15 protein-coding genes and 1 tRNA gene are annotated in these 18,377 nt (G+C 53.3%); all 16 read right to left on the bottom strand.

Annotated elements, in window-relative coordinates:
- Nucleotides 1-48: 48 nt before the first annotated feature.
- The 16 genes from FZ040_RS13430 to FZ040_RS13355 all read right to left on the bottom strand — a co-directional run bounded on the left by FZ040_RS13430 (nucleotide 49) and on the right by FZ040_RS13355 (nucleotide 18,127).
- Nucleotides 49-714 carry a cytochrome b/b6 domain-containing protein gene (locus tag FZ040_RS13430; protein WP_149172472.1) on the bottom strand — a complete coding sequence of 222 codons (666 nt, stop codon included), beginning with the start codon at nucleotides 712-714 and terminating at the stop codon, nucleotides 49-51.
- A gap of 16 nt (nucleotides 715-730) precedes the next feature.
- Nucleotides 731-1,036, bottom strand: a complete 306-nt coding sequence (locus tag FZ040_RS13425; protein WP_149172471.1) for an iron hydrogenase small subunit — start codon at nucleotides 1,034-1,036, stop codon at nucleotides 731-733.
- A 13-nt stretch (nucleotides 1,037-1,049) separates the two neighbouring features.
- Nucleotides 1,050-2,306 carry a [FeFe] hydrogenase, group A gene (locus tag FZ040_RS13420; RefSeq protein WP_149172470.1) on the bottom strand — a complete coding sequence of 419 codons (1,257 nt, stop codon included), beginning with the start codon at nucleotides 2,304-2,306 and terminating at the stop codon, nucleotides 1,050-1,052.
- 219 nt (nucleotides 2,307-2,525) lie between these two features.
- Nucleotides 2,526-3,056 carry a peptidoglycan-binding protein gene (locus FZ040_RS13415; RefSeq protein ID WP_149172475.1) on the bottom strand — a complete coding sequence of 177 codons (531 nt, stop codon included), beginning with the start codon at nucleotides 3,054-3,056 and terminating at the stop codon, nucleotides 2,526-2,528.
- A 198-nt stretch (nucleotides 3,057-3,254) separates the two neighbouring features.
- On the bottom strand, nucleotides 3,255-3,980 hold the full coding sequence (locus tag FZ040_RS13410) for an NADH-quinone oxidoreductase subunit B family protein (RefSeq protein ID WP_149172469.1): 726 nt from the start codon (nucleotides 3,978-3,980) through the stop codon (nucleotides 3,255-3,257).
- Between the two features lie 11 nt (nucleotides 3,981-3,991).
- Nucleotides 3,992-5,509, bottom strand: coding sequence for a hydrogenase large subunit (locus tag FZ040_RS13405; protein ID WP_149172468.1), 1,518 nt, complete (start codon nucleotides 5,507-5,509; stop codon nucleotides 3,992-3,994).
- Entirely contained in the window at nucleotides 5,509-7,017 is a 1,509-nt protein-coding gene (locus FZ040_RS13400) for a proton-conducting transporter transmembrane domain-containing protein (protein WP_149172467.1), read from the bottom strand. The genes FZ040_RS13405 and FZ040_RS13400 overlap by 1 nt, the downstream gene beginning before the upstream one ends.
- A gap of 9 nt (nucleotides 7,018-7,026) precedes the next feature.
- Nucleotides 7,027-7,656 (bottom strand): hydrogenase, encoded by a 630-nt coding sequence (locus tag FZ040_RS13395; RefSeq protein WP_149172466.1) that lies wholly within the window; start codon nucleotides 7,654-7,656, stop codon nucleotides 7,027-7,029.
- 13 nt (nucleotides 7,657-7,669) lie between these two features.
- Nucleotides 7,670-8,575, bottom strand: coding sequence for a respiratory chain complex I subunit 1 family protein (locus FZ040_RS13390; RefSeq protein ID WP_255448906.1), 906 nt, complete (start codon nucleotides 8,573-8,575; stop codon nucleotides 7,670-7,672).
- Between the two features lies 1 nt (nucleotide 8,576).
- Nucleotides 8,577-10,619: a proton-conducting transporter transmembrane domain-containing protein gene (locus FZ040_RS13385; RefSeq protein ID WP_149172465.1), complete on the bottom strand. Its 2,043-nt coding sequence runs from the start codon at nucleotides 10,617-10,619 to the stop codon at nucleotides 8,577-8,579.
- A 186-nt stretch (nucleotides 10,620-10,805) separates the two neighbouring features.
- Nucleotides 10,806-11,342 carry a DUF1097 domain-containing protein gene (locus tag FZ040_RS13380; RefSeq protein WP_149172464.1) on the bottom strand — a complete coding sequence of 179 codons (537 nt, stop codon included), beginning with the start codon at nucleotides 11,340-11,342 and terminating at the stop codon, nucleotides 10,806-10,808.
- Between the two features lie 145 nt (nucleotides 11,343-11,487).
- Nucleotides 11,488-11,564: transfer RNA gene (locus FZ040_RS13375), tRNA-Arg, on the bottom strand.
- A gap of 128 nt (nucleotides 11,565-11,692) precedes the next feature.
- Nucleotides 11,693-13,372, bottom strand: coding sequence for a carbon starvation CstA family protein (locus FZ040_RS13370; protein ID WP_149172463.1), 1,680 nt, complete (start codon nucleotides 13,370-13,372; stop codon nucleotides 11,693-11,695).
- A gap of 219 nt (nucleotides 13,373-13,591) precedes the next feature.
- Nucleotides 13,592-14,695 carry an NADH:flavin oxidoreductase gene (locus FZ040_RS13365; RefSeq protein ID WP_149172462.1) on the bottom strand — a complete coding sequence of 368 codons (1,104 nt, stop codon included), beginning with the start codon at nucleotides 14,693-14,695 and terminating at the stop codon, nucleotides 13,592-13,594.
- Nucleotides 14,696-14,795: 100 nt separating this feature from the next.
- Nucleotides 14,796-16,061: a UDP-N-acetylglucosamine 1-carboxyvinyltransferase gene (gene murA, locus FZ040_RS13360; protein ID WP_149172461.1), complete on the bottom strand. Its 1,266-nt coding sequence runs from the start codon at nucleotides 16,059-16,061 to the stop codon at nucleotides 14,796-14,798.
- An 89-nt stretch (nucleotides 16,062-16,150) separates the two neighbouring features.
- Nucleotides 16,151-18,127 (bottom strand): SpoIVB peptidase S55 domain-containing protein, encoded by a 1,977-nt coding sequence (locus FZ040_RS13355; RefSeq protein ID WP_255448905.1) that lies wholly within the window; start codon nucleotides 18,125-18,127, stop codon nucleotides 16,151-16,153.
- Between the last annotated feature and the right edge of the window lie 250 nt (nucleotides 18,128-18,377).

The following is an 18,377-nucleotide window of genomic DNA, read 5'->3' as shown; positions in this document are numbered from 1 at the left end:
ATTAGCGGGGGATTTTTACAGCTTCAGTTTATGACAACCAAAACTTTATCAATCTTTGACTTTTTCGATTTCATTCTGCGTCCAGAGCGGATGATGATGCGCGGCGTGTTTGGCGTTAATGGTGCCATCGCCGAACATGCTGCGGAATTCCGGCCAGTTGTAGATGCCGAGGGGAATATGCCCCCCGCAGATGCAAAGGAACAGACCGAGGCCGACCACCAGATGAATGAGGTCCGCATAGTAGGCAATCGCTTTCGGAACCAGCGGCAGAGCGAAGTAAAGCACTGCACCCGTGAGGATGATGAGCAGCGTACCGAAAAATACCATAATGCCCATCATTTTCTGTCCCGAATTGATTTTGCCCATCGGCGGTACATCGATTTCCTGCAGGAAAATCATTTTCTGCGGATAGCCGCCGCCGACTTTCATCCACTCAATATCCTGCTTCGTCCAATGGAACGCCTCACGCCAAAATGCGGCAACACGGCCCGGGCAGAGCAGGAAGAACAGCGTGCAGGCAATCATGAGAATCCATGCCCCCACGATGTGAACCTGCATCGCAAGATGCATCCCCGCCTCGCCAAACGGACGGAAGAAAAGGATTGCCCCCGTCAAGCCAGCTGGCAGGAAGCCAAAAACCAGGCACCAGTGAAACAGGCGAACCGGCAGGCTATGATGAAGAATTCGTTCATTTCCCTTAAAATTATTATCCATCGTAATCCCACCTTTCTTACAGGACGCTGCGGTCTACATAGTGCGTATGGAAGAGTTCTTCTGCCATCGGGCTAAGCGGCTGGAAGTTCATCTTCTTATACATATTGAGCAGGCTCTGGTTATGATGGCTCTGGCGTTTTGCCTGCTTCTCATCATCCTGATACAATCCTGCCGTACGCATCTTGATGTATTTCGTCCGGTCAACAATCAAATCCGTTACCGTGTAGGCACCAGTCCAAAGGAATGCCGCAATGACACCGGCAAAGCCGAGGAACTCACGGCGGTTCAGCTTTACTTCTTTTTCTTTATAGGAATATCTCATAACGTACCTCCTATTACCACGGCAAGATTGCCTTGAACTTGCCGGTCCAGGACGTTCCCATCGGGTTGATTGGCTGGCCGCCGCCGTTTACACAGCCGCCCGGACAGTTCATGACTTCGATGAAATGATACGGACTGTTACCAGCCTCAATCTCTGCGAGCAGCGGCTCGACATTTTTCGTTCCATGGACAACCGCGATTTTCAGCGTGATTTCCTGTCCATTTTCCTTGAGCTTGATGGGAACCTCGGCCGTCTTGACCTCTTTGAGGCCGCGAACCGGCTCGAAGTGAAGTTCGCCGAGTTCTTCGCCCGTCAGGACAAAATACGCCGTGCGCAGCGCAGCTTCCATAACGCCGCCCGTCGCACCGAAAATCGTACCAGCACCCGTATATTCAGCCAGCGGATTGTCTTTCTCCTCAGCCGGCTCGACATTGCGGACATCGATATTGAGCTTCTTGAGCAGGCGAGCCAGGTCGCGGGTCGTCAGGACGACATCGGTGTCCTGATACGTTGCCGTATGGCCCTTCTTCTTCCAGTAATCAGCAGCTGCCGTAAACTCTGGACGGGATGCTTCGAGCTTCTTGGCCGTGCAGGGATAAACACCTACACAGAAAATCTGCTCCGGCTGTACTTTCCAAACTTCTTCGGCACCGTAAATCTTGGCAACCGGGCCAGCCATCCCCTGCGGGGATTTGGCCGACGACAGATGCTGGCGCAGATTCGGATGGTAGAGTTCCATATAGCGTACCCAGGCCGGGCAGCAGGAAGTGAACTGCGGCAAGGGGCCCAGTTCTCCTTCTACCGACTGGTTGAGCACGTATTTCTGGATTTTGTGGATGAGTTCCGTACCCTCTTCCAGAATCGTGTTATCCGCGGCAAAGTTGACATCCATAATCTTGAAGCCTGCTTTTTTGAGGGCTCCATACATCTGCTCCGTGATGAGCTTGCCCGGTTCCATACCGAACTCCTCACCCAGTGCGACACGGACAGCCGGTGCGACTGTTGCCACCACCGTCGTGTTGCTGTCCTTCAATTTTTCGATGACCTGGTCGACTACGTCAACGGTATCCTCGATTGCTCCGAATGGGCAATTCACCAGACACTGTCCGCACTGCAGACAACGCTCATTATCGATCTCATGGGTTGCACCGTAGGCGCCATTAATAGCGTCCGCCGGGCAGAAGGATTTGCACGTGTCGCATCCTTTGCATTTATCCGCATCGATCTTAATGATACCGGTGAGCTCATTCGCCTGATAAGTTTTTGGCATAGCTTTCGTCCTCCCTATCCTGCAAATAATTCTCAATTATTATTATTATCTATTATCTCTACCATATATTATAAGTATATGTGATATTTGTTACAAGCTCCCCTAGGGGATTTTTATGAAATTTTTTATATAAAAATACATAATAGTCCCGCATTATACCCATAAATATACGTTTTACGGCAAAAAACCGCTGGTCCGATTGGACCAGCGGTCATAAAATCAATCTAAAATATAAATCTCAAGATTTTGTCTGCCAAAGATTATGGCCTCGCCATGGGTATCAAAAGCGATATCGATATGGTTGCCGCGGAATCCGCCGATGTCCTCCGCTACCGCCTCGCCATAGCCTGGAATAAATACCCGGGTTCCAAGCGGTATCGTATTGGGGTCGACGGCGATAACCCCACGGCGCACTTTCGTTCCCGACGCCGTGTAGGCGGACAGGCCCGGGTCCTGTGAGCTGTACGCCGTAGCCGAAACATAAACCGTCCGGCCATTCCCGCTATAGGACTCTATCGCCGGTGGTTCATAGGATGCGCCTCCCGACAATGCCGAATACGTGCCATCACCACAGATACCATCTACTTCAAGGCCATTGGCCTCTTGAAACTTCTTAATCGCCTCTACGGTCTGCGGGCCGCAGACTCCGTCTGCCGCGCCAGTCAGGTACCCCTGTTCAATCAGCAGGTTCTGTACCGTTTCCACCGCGTGACCGCGGGACCCTTCTTTTACCAGAATCGATGCCGCCATAGCCACCGAGGCCAGGCATACAAGAATAAGCGTAACTACCAGGGAAAGGATTATTCGTTTCGTCAATAAAATCACCTCTCGAAAGCAATGCGTAAAACACTTCTTCTATCGGCAAGAGGTGTAGCTTTTGACTACACCTCTTTAACTCTATCACATTTTTTATTTTGGCGTCAAACGAACGAAGAGTCCTTCGAGCTATTACAATTTTTCGGCCAGTATGTCAGCCGCAGCCAAAAGCCCGGCAATCATTGCTGAGGGGCGCGGCGGGCAGCCCGGTACATAAATGTCAACCGGAACGACCTTATCGGCAGCCCCCACGATGGCATACGATTCGCCATAGGTCGAACCACCAGCCGCACAGGCCCCGCAGGCCATAACGAGTTTTGGTTCTGGCAGTGCCTCATACGACATCTTCAGAGCCTGCTCCAGATTGCGGGTTACCACACCCGTAACCACCAGCATATCGGCATGACGCGGCGAAGCGTCAAAATGGACACCGTAGCGGTGAAGGTCATAGATGGGATTTGACATCGCGCCCATCTCAAAATCACAGGCATTGCAGGAACCGGCATCGAGATGACGGGCGTGAAGGCTGCGTCCGAGTTTCTGGCGGATGATATCCGCCGTAACTTCCTGCGCCTTTTCCAACAGATACGGCATAGCCTCCTCGGCAGAATGCACGATTCCCGCCTCAGCACCGGCGGCTTTCGCACAGGCTTCTACGCAACGGCCGCAGAACAGGCAGCGGCGGTAATCGATGCCGTTTTTATGAAATGCCCCCACAGGGCAGGCTTTCTCACAAGCTGCCAGAGCCGATTCCGGACACTGGCCTTGAATTTTGCCACGGAAACGCTCACTGCCGGAGAAAGTGATATCTTCCGTTGCAATCTTATCGTGAAGCAATCGTTCCAATACTTTAAACATAACTCTCTCCTTTAACGGTCCAGGCAGGCATAGCAGAGCTCAAAGCTCTTATTGATAAGCGGGAAATCGGGAATGATATCCCCCTGCACAGCAATTGGCAGTGCCGGCCAGTTGGGATAAGAGGCACTGCGGACAAAGATGCGGTCAATGCGACCGTCACTGTCCAGCGCGACATAATGGAAATTGCTGCCCCGGGCCGACTCACTGATACCCCAGTCCTCGCCGGCCGCTTTCGTGATTTCCACGCCAAGCGCTGTTTCATCCACTGCCAGCATATCCAACAGCTGCGAAACCATCCGCAGGCTTTCCCGGAATTCCTCAATGCGCACGGCCAGTCTTGCCGCTACGTCGCCGCTCTTTTGCGTGACCACCGCAAATTCAAGTGCCGGGTAGCAGCCGTAGTCAAAGTCACGGCGGCTGTCATGGGCAAAGCTGCTGGCGCGGGCACCAACGCCGACCATCGCCAAATCTACCGCCGTCTGATGGCGGACGATTCCCGTCGTATTGATTCGGTTCTGGAAGTTTTCCTGCTCAGCAAACATCTTCGCCAGATCAGCCATGTTCTTTTCAGCTTTTAATAGCGTCTCGCGGATATCCTGCTGCAAACCGGCATCAATATCCATCGCGACACCACCGGGGATGATTACGCCGCGCAAGAAGCGGTTGCCTGCGAGGCGTTCCTGCAGGCGCATCATCATTTCCTTCGTGCGGCCGCCGAGGCTGATGGCCGGTGCAAAGCCGACACCGGCCGGAATGTTGCCGCAATCGCCGATGTGGTTCGTGATGCGCTCGATTTCCATGAGCAGCGTGCGGATAATCTGTGCGCGCTTGGGGATCGTAACCCCGGCAATCTTTTCAATGGCCTGGCAGAAGCTCCAGGTATTGGCAATACTGCAGGCACCGCAAATGCGCTCGACAACCGGCAGCGCTTCCTGCGGCGTCTTGCCCTCCATGACCTTTTCGAGGCCGCGATGGGTGAAGAACAATTTAGCATCAAGCTGGAGCATCGACTCCCCGGCCTGACTGAACCGGAAATGTCCCGGCTCGATGATACCGGCATGAATCGGCCCGACCGGAACTTCATAGATCCCCTCACCGTGGGCAACACTCATGCGGATTTCGCTCTCCTCACCGGCCTTAGCCCGCGGGCTGTCCACCTTCGAGGCCCGCTTGCGCAACGGATGAAAATCCTTCGGAAAAGTCTCATGCAGGACCAATGGACGCGGGTCAGGATGACCTGCCGGCACCAGGCCGAACATATCCTGAATCTCACGCTCATACCAGGCAGCCGCTGGCAGGATTGGCGTCAGCGACTCATAGCGAAGGTCGCCGTCTGCCGGCAAAGCAGTCTTTAAAATCTGCATGCGTTTTTCCTCGGGAATCTCAAATACCACATAGATGGCATAGCCTTTCCCGAGAGCCGTCTCATCACGGCCAAACATAGCCGAAAGCGGATGCTTTCCGCCCTCGGACAGTGCGGCGGCCTCGGCCCGGAGGTCTGCCACTTTGATTTCTTTTATATTTTCCATCAGGACATACCTCCCAAAACAATCTGGCCAGCCGTTACGAGGAGATCACCGAGATACGGAAGCTCCAGCAACGTGCCGCTGATGACACCGCTCGCGAGCAGGAGCACTAACAGTACTGCCGTATCGAGACGGCCCATGAGTTCTCCTGCCGATTTGCGTTTCGGCTTGCCGCCCATCATGCGCAGGGCATGGTAGAGGATACCGATAAGCATGCCGGCCAGCAATACGAGAGCCAGCATGCCGAGCCACGGACGGTCTGCCATAAAGAAACTGTCGATAATATAGAACTTACTGAAGAAAATGCCCATCGGCGGCATGCCCAGGATACCGACAATGCCCAGCAGCCAGAACAGCGACGTGCGCGGTGCCTGCTGAAGCATGCCGTGCATGCGCATCATATTCTTCGTGCCATAGGCCTCCATTATCGTACCAGCCGTATAAAAGAGCGCGTATTTAACCAGCGCATGATTCATCATGTGCAAGAGCGATGCCTCGACAGCCAGCGGCATAAACAGGCCAAAACCTGCCGCCATCAGGCCGAAGTTCTCCATCGAGGAATACGCCAGCATTCGTTTGATGTCGCGCTGGATGACGACAAACGGAATGGCCAGCGCAATCGTCAACAGGCCAAAGAACAAGAACAGGCTGCTGATAAAGCCCATACCTACAGCCGGCATAATGACGATGACATTGCGCAGCAGCACATAGATGGCACAGATGCAGAGTGCACCCGAGAGCAAACCACTCGTAAGTGCCGGAGCCTCAGAATGGGCATCAGGCAGCCAGGCATGCATCGGCGCGAGGCCGACTTTGGTGCCATACCCGACAAACAGGAAGCAGAAGGCTACTTTGGCCAAGGCCGGATTGAGTTCCCCACCATGAGCAGCCAGATACTGCCAGTCGAGGGCCTGTGCGCCGCCCATAGCAAGAATCTGCGCATAGTAGACGAGAATCGTGCCCAATAGCGCCAGGCAGATGCCAACGGTGCAGACCATGACATATTTCCAGGCAGCCTCCAGCGAGGTGCGCGTAAATTTAAAAGCTACGAGCAGCGCCGAGACCAGCGTCGTCGCCTCAATCGCTACCCACATCAGGCCCAGGTTGTTCACGAGGACCACAATCATCATCGTCCAGACAAAGAGATGCGAAAGCGCATAAAAGCGGCCTTCCAAGTGGCTGAACCGGCGCAGATAGCCATAGCGGATGTTAGTATCACGGTCAAGATAGGCTTTACTGGTAAAGGCAAAGGCCAGGTAAAGCATCGTGACGATGATGAGCATCCAAAGGGCCAGTGCATCCAGATAGAGATAGCCAAACGATACCGGATTTGACGGGTCAAACTGCATGACCAGTTTGACGACGATAGCACCTGCAGCCACAGCCGTCAACCGGTTGAGCCAATGCAAAAGCCCCTTGCCGAGCACATTGACGGCCGCAATCAGGCTGAAAAGCGGCGGCAAAGCCAGCAGCGTATAGACGAGCTGCGGAATTGTAACATAAAGTTCCATATTGCGGTCTTATCCTTTCAATTTCTTCATGACAGTCGTATCCGTAGTCATAAACGAAAGGCTCATGCGATTCGTCAGGATGACCAGTACGACAACGGCAATGAGGACATCGAGGAATACGCCCAGCTCAACGACGAGCGGCAGTCCCTCGGTAATCAAAAGCCCCAGGAGATAGATGCCATTTTCCAGCGTGATAAGACCAATCATCTGCAGGATGGCCCGCTTGCGCATTACCATGAGCGCCAGCCCTGTCATAATCATCAGAATGGATGCGGCAATAATGCTGCGCCCCGGCGTTCCCGGCAGCAGGTGGTCAACCAGCAAATAGCCAAAGACCAAAAAGGCCGCCGCCGCCATTGTCGAATAGTTGACGTTGATATCCGAGACGATTTCGCGCTCGTCCGTGATTTTCCCCGCCAGCCGCAAGATAGCCCCTGGGATGAAGAGAACCTTGACGAAAATCGTCAAGAGCCCCGGCAGCCAGGCATGAAGTCCGCTGCCTGCCCCAAGGCCGATGGCAAAGCAGGCACCGGCAATGATGCCCGACTGCGCCGCCAGGCAGAGGATGGAGCGTTTTAATTCCATAATCCGCGTCTGCAGGAAGACGACAAAAAGCAAGAGTACTACTAAATATTCCATTGCGTCTCCCTCCTTACTCAGCAATCAGCGAAACAATCAGCAAAATAAGCGCTGCCGACAAATAGACCCGGACTTTGAAGAGACGCATCTTATTATTGAGGGTCTCTACCACGCCGATGACCAGCGCGCCAAAGAGGACTTTTAAGGCCACGGGAATTGCCAGCGGCAGGTATAACGTGCTAAAGAGCACGAGGAAAATCAGGATTTTCAGCATGCTGCCCAAATGGATAAGCGCGAGCAAGCGTCCCGAATACTCCAGGGTCATACACTCATGAATCATCGTGAGCTCCAAATGGGTGTCGGGATTATCCACTGGCAAGCGGCTGTTCTCCGCCAGCATGACCAGGAAGAAGGCCACACAGGTCAGCACCGCCGGAACCGTGAAGTAGAACGTATCGAAATCAATGACCATGCGGGTAAGGGTCGTGGACTGATAGCGCATGGCATTGACGAGAATCGCCAGCATGACCGCCGGCTCAACCAATACCGAAATATACACCTCACGGGAGGATCCCATACCACCAAAGGCCGTAGCCGAATCCATGGCCCCCAGCGTCATGAAGAAGCGGCCCAGCGCCAGCAGATAGACAAATACAAAGGCATCCCCCATGCTGAGGCCGGAACTGCCTGCCTGCAATACGCTGACCAAAAGCCCCGGAACCATTGCCGCCGCCATCAGCGTCGTGCCGAAATAGACCGCTGGTGCCAGGATAAAGATTTTACTCGTGTACGGCGTGACGATGACAGGTTTGCGCCACCATTTCCAGAGGTCAAAATACTCCTGCAGGACGCTGGCGCCCTGCCGTTTCTGCAAGATGGCCTTCGTCTTGTTGATAAGACCAACGATAAACGGTGCGAACACCAGCAGCAAAAGCGCCTGCGCCAGGCCAACGCCTAAACTCTGTGCCATATAGACCATCTTACATCACCCCCCAAATCAAAACTGCCACCATGGCAATCATCGTATAGCCAATATAAAGGCGGACACTGCCCTGCTGCAACAGATGAAGCAGCGACGACAGGCGGACCATCAGATGCTGCACCGGGACATAGAGCTTCTCGGTGAACTGGTCCGGAATAAACAGATTATAATGAACCGAACGGCCAAAGTACGCATGCTCCTTCTTGAGGAAGGTGCGCTCCTTGCGCGGTTTCAGGATAAAGTCAAAAGCACGGCGCAACGGTTTGGAAAAGCCCGTTGCCGTATACTGCTGGCGGCGCGTCGGCACCGTACCGCAGTTCCAGGTCACATCCTTCTGGACATAGAGCCCCTTGCCCTCGAGGACAAAGGCCAGGACAGCCGTAACGATAAGCGCGAGCATCAGCAGCATAAACGGACTGTACGCCGAATACGACGCACCGTTGGCAAAATCGCCAATGCCGTTCCAAACCACCGCATCGGTGCTGACCATTGGCAGAGCCATCATGCCGCCCGTAAGCGAGGCCTGCATGAGCTGCACCATCGGCATCGGGAAAATCCCCAACACGAGAATCAAGAGCGCCTCAATGCCCATGCCGAGCAGCATGAAAAACGGCATCTCATGCGCCTTGAGGACAAGCGCCGACCGGCGGCGGCCCAAAAAGACGACGCCGTACAGGCGGACAAAGCACCCCAGTGCCAGCGCTCCCGTGAGTCCCAAAAGCACAAATGCGGCAATGACGAGCAGGCGAAGCTCCTGTGTTCCCGTCTGCCATCCCAGCGTGACAAAGCTCTGCAGAGCCATCCATTCGCCGACAAGGCCGGTCGTAAACGGCAGCGACGACAGCGACATCGCACCGATCAGCGTGAAGAGTGCCGTCGCCGGCATCTTTTTCGCCAAAGCACCCATGAGCTCTACATTCTTGCTGCCCACCGCATGCATGACAGCACCGGCACTCATGAACAACAGGCCCTTCATAATGCTGTGGCTAAGCGAATGGACGAGCACCGCCGTAAACGCCACCATTGCCATCGTGCCGTGGCCCGTCTGCACGAGCAGCATGCCGCAGCCAAACGTAGCAAAAATAATACCCATATTCTCCACGGAAGAATAGGCAAGAATTCGTTTCATATCCTTTTCCATCGACGCATAGAGCACGCCGAGGAACGCCGAGAAAAGCCCCACGAGCATGACGATAAGGCCATAGGCAAAGACCTCCATGCCGAGGAAGTAAAAGACAAAACGACCAAAGCCATAGACGGCAACCTTGAGCATAACACCGCTCATAAGTGCCGACACATGGCTCGGTGCTGCCGGATGGGCATTGGGCAGCCAGACATGCAGCGGCATCAGGCCGGATTTTAAGGCAAAGCCAATAAAAGCCGCCGCAAACGCCACATGACGCAGCGGCCCCTCCAGCGTGTTATGCGTCAAATCCGCAAACAGCAGACTCGGCGAATGGCTTCCGATTAAATAAAATGCGATGAGAATTGCCGCCGTTCCCAGATGGGTCATAACCATATACTGATAAGCCGCATGAACAGTTTCCTTCTTCTTGCTCTCGTGATTGACGAGCAGGAAGGAAACCAGCGCCATGACCTCCCAGGCCAGGATAAAGGTAAACGCATCGCCAGCCATCAGCACCAGCACCATCGAAGCGAGGAACAGGTTCCAAAGCCCCGCCAGCGCACGAATCCCCGTGCCGCGATACGCTTTGCCATAATCCACGCCATACAAGCTGATGATAGTGCCAGCCAACCCCGTGATGACTAAAAACGCCGCACTCCAGCCATCAGCCACAAGCGTATAGCCGCCCCAGCCGATATCCATCAGCGCGCCAAACCGTCCCAGGGACAGTCCTGCGGGTATCCCCCACCCGCACATCGTACCAAGATACGTTGCCGATGCAACAAGCGTCAGCGCACTAGCAGCAGCAGCCAGTACCATGCCTGCCGCATGGGCCGCCATCTCCAGCCGCTTCGGCCACAGCATCGTCATAGCGCCCATCGCATAGAGCACCAGCGCCAGGAATAAGAAATCCATACATGCCTCCTAAAAACACTTCCCAAACAATAAAAAATAAATCCTTAATGATGCAAAAAGAAAACAGACAAAGAAAACTTTGTCTGTTATCAACGAATTTATGCACACAGAAAAACTCTGTATGATTTCGATATTATACTACATTTTGCCAGGGATGGAAAGCATCCGCCGCAAAAAATCCTCCCATTATTCCGAGGCAGTCTCCGGCGAGGACTTCCACGCCCCCTGAACCCAGGCAATCAGCGAAGCGTTGACATAACCGAGCACCAGCCCGAGCACATTGGCCCCGGTAATCCACACAAACGCGGTCAACAGGCTTACCAGATACGATTCCTGCACGGGAAACGCCTGCAAATAATAGCCGGCAAAGATACAGGAAAAAGAATTAAACGCCACCAGTGACGAAGTAAACACCGGCAGCTTCATAAAAATCATCAGCAGCAGAATCGCCACAAATACCGCGGCCATCGAAGCCGCCAGCGGCTGCATGAACGGCTGCAGGGCATCCGTCAGCGCAATCGCCGAAAGTGCCAGCACCGCCGCCATGACCGCTGTAATCCCCGCCTCCCAGATGGCGCTTTTTTTACTGCCCAAGGCGATATACCAGGCCCAGCCGATAAATATTGCCCAAACAGGCAGCTGAAGCAAGGCCCCCAGACCGGCCAGTGCCGACAAACCGGCAATGATGACATCCGCCGCGTTCACCTTCAGAGTCTTTCCCATAAATCTTCCTCCGATTCTCTATCGTTTCTTACTATATAGTATTGTATAGAAATCTTTTCGCCAAGAAAAGGACATATGACTCCAAATCAATTCCACGGGCAACAAAAAAGCCCCGAGGAAATCCTCGGGACCATAATGTGCGCTATGGTGCGATTGGTGAGAGTCGAACTCACGACCTGCCGCTTAGGAGGCGGACGCTCTATCCATCTGAGCTACAACCGCAACACTATAATTTTAGCAGACCATCGCCAGATATGCAAGCTGCAAAGCCTGCGTACAAAGAATCCCCCAGGCGCCTCGCAAACGCCTGGGGGATTCTGACTTTGGGGAATAAACAACATGAAATAATATTACGGCTCAGTCTGCGGGCACTCTGCCTTGCCGCAGAAAAGTTCTTTGCCGCAGTGTTTGACGACAAGAACTGCCAGCGTCATAAGCGCCAATGCCAGAACCAGCTGCAAGCCATCAACCATAACAACAAAGGTGCCTGCCTGAAGCTTCGTGACAATGCCCATCACACTCATGACCAGCGCCGTCATGGTGACGAAGAACATAAAGGTCATCGGCACATAGAGCATCCATCCTTTGCGGCCCGTCGTGCGCAGGAATACCGACAGCGAAATCAGCACGAGCGCCGAGAGCAGCTGGTTGGCAGCACCAAACAGTGGCCAGATGTTCATATAACCAGCCAGGCAGAGGAAGAAGGCCAATACCAGCGTGATAATCGTCGAGAAGTACGTGTTCATGCAGAGGCTTTCCACAGCATTGGGCTTCTCCCCCTCACTCGGCGTAAAGAGTTCCTGGAACGACATGCGGCCGATACGGGCAACCGAGTCGATGGTCGTCATGGCCAGCGCCGATACGCACATGGTGATAACACAAGCCGACACACCAGCCGGCAGGCCAAACATCTGGAAGAAATTGCTGATAGAACCAGCAAAAATCTGGAACGGCGTGCCCTTCGGCAGGACGCCATTCGTAGCAGCGGCACAGGCGATAACCAGGGCCACGACACCGAGCAGCGACTCCACCAGCATCGAACCATAACCAACCGGCAGCATATCCGCCTCATTGGCGACTGCCTTAGAAGACGTCCCCGAGGAAACCAGGCTGTGGAAACCCGAAACGGCACCACAGGCAATCGTGATGAAGAGAATCGGGAACAACGACTGGCCGTTTACCTCAAAACCAACGAAGGCCGGCATATTGATGGAAGGATTCGCGACAACTACACCGATGACACCGCCAGCGACCATGCCCAAGAGCAGGAAGGACGACAGATAGTCACGCGGCTCCATGAGCAGCCACATCGGCAGAACCGAAGCGATAAAACAATAACCGAACGTCACATAGCGCCAGGTCTGGGCATCGAAGTAGAGCGGGAAATTCATGCCAACCGCAAACATCGCAATAACCAGTGCCACGGCAATGACGAATTTCACGGCACCAGATGGATTGAACCGGCGGATGTATTCACCAAAGCCCATTGCCACAAAAATGTAGAGCATGGAAATCGATGCTGCCTGAGCCCCCGGCACATTCTGAGCGCCCGTTTTCGTAACGGCACTGAACGTATTGGCCAGGATGTCGGCAAACGCCGCCAGCACCAGCAGCGTAAAGAGCCAGCAGAACAGCAGGAACAACCGGCGTCCCGTCTTGCCAACGTACTGCTCAATCAACATGCCCATGGATTTGCCCTTGTTCTTGACCGATGCGTAAAGCGCAGTAAAATCCTGAACAGCACCGAAGAAGACACCGCCAATCAGCAGCCACAAAAGCGCTGGCGCCCAGCCGAACATCGCCGCGATGATTGGCCCGGTCACAGGGCCCGCGCCGGTAATCGACGAAAACTGATGCGAAAAAACCGTAAACCGGGAAGCCGGCGCATAATCCTGACCATCTTCATACTGCACAGCCGGCGTCTTTGCCTTCGGATCAATGCCCCAGGTCTTGACCAGCCAGCGTCCATAGCCAGCATAAGCTGCCACAAATACGACGATGGCGATTCCCACCAGAGTCAAACCATTCATCATAATCCCTCTTTTCATAACAAAAAAATAAATCCCGCCCGCATCGCAAGATGCAGACGGGATACATTTGTATTTATAGCAAGATACAAATCACAATCCACGTGTATTGCGCCATTGCAATCGGACATTTCTTATGAGATGTATCTTAACACCATCTATTATATGTGTCAACTTGTAAACTTTAAGAAGTAATTTTCTAAATAATATTAACTTTCGTCCTTACTCCGCAGACTTTTCCTTCTGTTCTTTCTGCCGGGCCTTGGCTGCCTTCCATGCCCAGACACAACGAATCCCCGGGTGCATGTGCGGCAGGACGAAGCAGCGGCTGCAGGATACGCAGATAGATTTCTCCGTGCCAGCCAAGGACTTCGTCAAGAAATCCGGTTCGGCAATCAGCGCGCGCCCAAGCGATACCGCATCCAATCCGCTTGCCAGAACTTTTTCCATGTCGGAAAGCGAACGCACACCACCCACAAGACTCATGGGCTGCTGCGGGACGAGCGACTTGAGCTTTGCTGCTTCCTCCAGATAGTAAAGCGTTGCCGTCTTCGGCTGATTGATGAAATCCACACCGGAAAGTTCCACGAGCTCCACTCCGAGCTCATGGCAGCGCTTCAAAATCCAGACCATATCTTCATGATAGCCAGCCGTATCCTCATGCTTCGTGTCGAGGTTGATTTTAATCAGCACGGGGAACGCTTCACCGCAGGCTTCCTTAATCCCGCAGATGATGTTTTCCGTCATGCGGAAGCGATTTTCCACACTGCCGCCATACTCATCCGTGCGCTGGTTGAACGTCGGGTCAATGAAGCGCGACAGGAGATAGGAATGGGCCGCATGGAGCTGGACACCGTCCACGCCAGCAACCTGTAAACGTTTTGCCGCATCGACAAAGCACTGCTCGATATGATGGATTTCCTCGAGGGAAAGTGCTCTGGCCTCTCGCTCCTTTTTCAACGGACGGGCAACAACGTCAGCCAAATCCTCATTGTCGATTGCCCGCGGGCCGGCATGCGAAATCTGCGGGATAAATTTTGCCCCTTCGCGATGCGCGATTTCAACGGCCCGGCGGAATTGATCTATATAGCAGTCAGCATAGATATTTACCTGCTCGGGATTGGCTCTGCCCAGCTCATCCACACAGCAGTGGCCCGTAATAATCGTGCCGACATGATTTTGGGCCAGGGTTTCATACATCGTATACTCGGCTTCCGTCATATAGCCTTCCGGACTAGCCAGAAAACTGTGCACTGCCGAACGGATTACGCGGTTTTTGAGCTGAATATGTGCGAGTTCCAGCGGAACTTCAAATCTGGTACTCATAAAATGCCTCCTGTAATACACAATTGCATAGTTTTTTCAAAACTCGTTATAAAAATAGTGTTGGATGACAAGCATCCAACACCTGATAACCCAATGTAACTTACTGGTCTACGCGGCAGATATCTGCGCCAAGCCCTACGAGCTTCGCCACGAGATTATCATAGCCACGGTCAATATGGTGGATATATCCCACCTGCGTCTCGCCCTCAGCAACGAGACCAGCCAATACCATAGCGGCACCGGCACGCAAATCGGTTGCCTTTACCTGGCAGCCCATCAGCGTTTCCACGCCCTCAACGACCGACGTGCGGCCATCAATCTTGATATTTGCGCCCATGCGTTTGAGCTCATCAACGTGCATGAAGCGGTTCTCAAAGACCGTTTCCGTCACGAGCCCCGAACCTTCCGATACCGTCAGCAGAGCCATAAACTGCGCCTGCATGTCCGTCGGGAATCCCGGATACGGCATCGTCTTGATATCGACAGCCTTCGTGCGCTTATCACAGGCTACACGGATGCCGTTGACGTCCTCTTCAATCGTCACGCCAGCTTCCTTGAGCTTCGCAATAACCGGTTTTAAATGCTCGCTGATTGCATTTTCAATATAGACATCGCCCTTCGTCATTGCTGCGGCAACCATGTAGGTACCAGCTTCGATGCGGTCCGGAATGATGGTATAATCACAGCCCATGAGTTTTGGCACACCGTCAATCTTGATGACGTTGGTTCCTGCGCCACGGATTTTTGCGCCCATGACGTTGAGGTAGTTGGCCAAATCTACGATTTCCGGCTCCTGGGCCGGATTCTCCAGAATCGTCTGGCCTTCTGCCATCGAAGCGGCCATCAGAATGTTTTCGGTAGCACCGACACTCGGGAAATCCAAATAGATTTTCGCGCCCTTGAGGCCTTCCGGTGCCTTAGCTTCAATAAAGCCATGACCGATATTGATTTCCGCGCCCAGCGCCTCAAAGCCCTTGAGGTGCAGGTCAATGGGGCGCGTGCCGATAGCACAGCCGCCCGGCAGCGAAATCTTCGCCTGGCCGCAGCGGGCCAAAAGCGGTCCCATAATCAGGAACGAGGCACGCATCTTGCGCACCAAGTCATAAGGAGCCTCACAGCTGCCGATAACCGTACTGTCAACTTTGAGCTGGTGTTTGGACGAATCGAATTCCGCCTTGACACCAAGCTTTTTCAATACTTCCGTGATCGTATGAACATCTTCCAGTGCCGGCACTTCATCGAGCAGGCTTGGGGCATCCTGACCAAGCAGTGTCGCCGCAATAATCGGCAGGACAGCATTTTTGGCTCCGCTGATTTTAACCCGGCCTTCCAGTCGGTTACCCCCATGTATAATCAACTTTTCCATTAAGTTCGTTATCCTCCTATAGTCATGCCTTTTTTAAAGCATCAACACATAGTTTACCATCATATCGGCGTTATGACAATAGTATCGCGTTACTTTCTCTCAATTTGAAGCGTCGAATGCACCACATTATCGATAATATACTTCGTCGTATATCTTGCTTTTCCCGTCTGCCGTTTGGCATTCTCACCCAGAAGGTCTACCTTATGCTCCTTCTTTTTCAGGCGTTCCTGCGTCTCCCGCAGGATGCGGCGCTGTTCACGCGGCGTCAGCTGCTTCTGTGCCTGGCTCGGCGAAATGATGATTTCATTGTTGCGGCCGCTTTCCTGCAGCTTCTTCAGTTTATCGGCCGTAGTCTGCTTTGCTTCATCTTCGTTGACTACATCCACACCGGACTGCTGGAGCACCATCAGTGCCGTTGCCGGTACGAGCCCGCCGCCGCGGATGTCGAGATTCAGCGTCCCCGAATGCTGCGTTTCCGGAACCGTATACGGAATGACAACGGTTTCCTTCGGACGGCGGTACGGTTTGATTGTCGTCGTAAACCGCACGGTTTCCCCCGGTTTGACCGACTTTTTATCCGGAACTGCCGAAATCAGCGAAGCCGTCCGGCGTTCGGCCTCGACATTGATGTTTACCTGCACGTCGAGAATATCCGATTCCTGGTCTTTGTTGGCGGTGATGACATTCATGGCCTGCATGAGTTCCGCCATCGAAATCTGTCCTACGTCCGTTGCGTTGTAGAACATGTTCTTGCGCTCGACTTTGCCGCCCGGCACCGCATTGGTGCGAATGGTAAAGCCAACCTCGGCCGTGCCGCCGCTGACATCATCCGAAGTCTTGCTGAGTGCCGCATAGGCAATACCGCCGCTGACCTGTGACAGGAAATCCTCATCATAGGCGATGCGGGCACCGTATTCCTCAACCCGGCCCAGCGATTTATCGTTGACCTTTACCTTGATGGGCACCACTGTGGGGAACTCCCCAAGGACGCCGCCGATTCCCGTTGCGCGGTCCTGGTTGATGCGGCCGATGATATTGCCGATGTTGGCAATCTTCATGCCGTTGCTCTGTCCGCTGATGGTTCCCACTACTTTGGCGTCTGTCATGAAATAATTGACGTTGCCGCGATGCAGGAACGGATGACCAAAGGCCAGAATTTTTTTGCCATCAACAGCCGTTACGGTACCCGTGGCACCAATGGCAAAGTCACCGTAAGCCACAGCGACACCGACGGCTTCGCCCGGATTCAGCTTGGCATCATATACCGTCGTATGGGCATCCGCTGCTGATGGGGCTCCCATGGGCAAAAATGCCATCGTCCCCTTCGGGTCGAGCTGCTTTTTGAGGAAATCCAGGCTTGCCTGATTGAAACCGGCAAAATACATGACCGTTTTCGGCACAGCTTTATCCTCTGCCGTTTTAGCTGTTTTGTCTTCCTCTTTTTTATCTTTTGCCTGTTTGGCCTTTTCCTTATCAGCCTTCACGGCTTCCATAGCCCGGGCAATGAGTTCATCGCCATAGACTTTGCCGTCTTTTTTGGCAGCCCGCTCTTTGGCCAGTTTTTCCTTATCGGCTTTTTTCTTAGCAGCTGCCTCGGCGGCCTTCTTGATATCAATCGGATGCATGCGGGTCTTATTTTTGCGGTCCGGCATCTGCCAAATCGGCGTCATCCGGTCAATCGGCGTGATAAAGAACGTATACGGGGTCATCTCCTTGATTCCTGCCGCTACGGCACCAACCAGATACCCGTCAATATACACCGGACTTCCGCTCATTCCCTGTAAAATACCACCGGTCTGAGCAATAACAGGACCCGAAGCCTTAGCCATAATCATCGGCTCAGAGCCCTTGCCGTTATCCACGGTTCCCACGATATCGACCTGAAAGTCCCGAAGCTGTCCCGAACTGTCGATAACGGTATACGCCGTTCCCGTCATTCCCTCTTTGACCTGGTCATGCGTCATAATAGGGTCCATCGCCATACTGGGCGCAATCTGAGCCGACCAAAACGTCATGGCCAAACCCGCTGCCACCAGCTTCTTTATATAAGTGCGCAAAAGTTTCACCTCATTTTACCATCTAAAAATCCGTTATCTACTTATTATAACGCCATTATTCTATATTTGCCATAGGCAAATTTCCGGCAACAATGGCCGCAGTACCAACGATCCGCACGGCAATATTTCGATTGACATAAACGATAGAAGCCTCCATAAGATTGATTCATCTACCTTATGGAGGCTTCTATGAATTTATCCACGCATTTTTTACCAATTACAGTTTGCAGGGAAGTAGCGAGTTCGTATTCGAGGCAAA

Source organism: Pseudoselenomonas ruminis (genome assembly GCF_008271295.1).
GTDB lineage: Bacteria > Bacillota > Negativicutes > Selenomonadales > Selenomonadaceae > Selenomonas_A > Selenomonas_A ruminis.
Note: the sequence above shows the minus strand (reverse complement) of the source record. Positions and strands in the feature narration are given on the sequence as shown.

Bases quoted from the DNA above. Each gene is read 5' to 3' on its own strand.
- FZ040_RS13430 (WP_149172472.1), bottom strand. From the start codon at position 714: ATGGATAATAATTTTAAGGGAAATGAACGAATTCTTCATCATAGCCTG.
- FZ040_RS13425 (WP_149172471.1), bottom strand. From the start codon at position 1,036: ATGAGATATTCCTATAAAGAAAAAGAAGTAAAGCTGAACCGCCGTGAG.
- FZ040_RS13420 (WP_149172470.1), bottom strand. From the start codon at position 2,306: ATGCCAAAAACTTATCAGGCGAATGAGCTCACCGGTATCATTAAGATC.
- FZ040_RS13415 (WP_149172475.1), bottom strand. From the start codon at position 3,056: ATGGCGGCATCGATTCTGGTAAAAGAAGGGTCCCGCGGTCACGCGGTG.
- FZ040_RS13410 (WP_149172469.1), bottom strand. From the start codon at position 3,980: ATGTTTAAAGTATTGGAACGATTGCTTCACGATAAGATTGCAACGGAA.
- FZ040_RS13405 (WP_149172468.1), bottom strand. From the start codon at position 5,509: ATGGAAAATATAAAAGAAATCAAAGTGGCAGACCTCCGGGCCGAGGCC.
- FZ040_RS13400 (WP_149172467.1), bottom strand. From the start codon at position 7,017: ATGGAACTTTATGTTACAATTCCGCAGCTCGTCTATACGCTGCTGGCT.
- FZ040_RS13395 (WP_149172466.1), bottom strand. From the start codon at position 7,656: ATGGAATATTTAGTAGTACTCTTGCTTTTTGTCGTCTTCCTGCAGACG.
- FZ040_RS13390 (WP_255448906.1), bottom strand. From the start codon at position 8,575: ATGGTCTATATGGCACAGAGTTTAGGCGTTGGCCTGGCGCAGGCGCTT.
- FZ040_RS13385 (WP_149172465.1), bottom strand. From the start codon at position 10,619: ATGGATTTCTTATTCCTGGCGCTGGTGCTCTATGCGATGGGCGCTATG.
- FZ040_RS13380 (WP_149172464.1), bottom strand. From the start codon at position 11,342: ATGGGAAAGACTCTGAAGGTGAACGCGGCGGATGTCATCATTGCCGGT.
- FZ040_RS13370 (WP_149172463.1), bottom strand. From the start codon at position 13,372: ATGAATGGTTTGACTCTGGTGGGAATCGCCATCGTCGTATTTGTGGCA.
- FZ040_RS13365 (WP_149172462.1), bottom strand. From the start codon at position 14,695: ATGAGTACCAGATTTGAAGTTCCGCTGGAACTCGCACATATTCAGCTC.
- murA (WP_149172461.1), bottom strand. From the start codon at position 16,061: ATGGAAAAGTTGATTATACATGGGGGTAACCGACTGGAAGGCCGGGTT.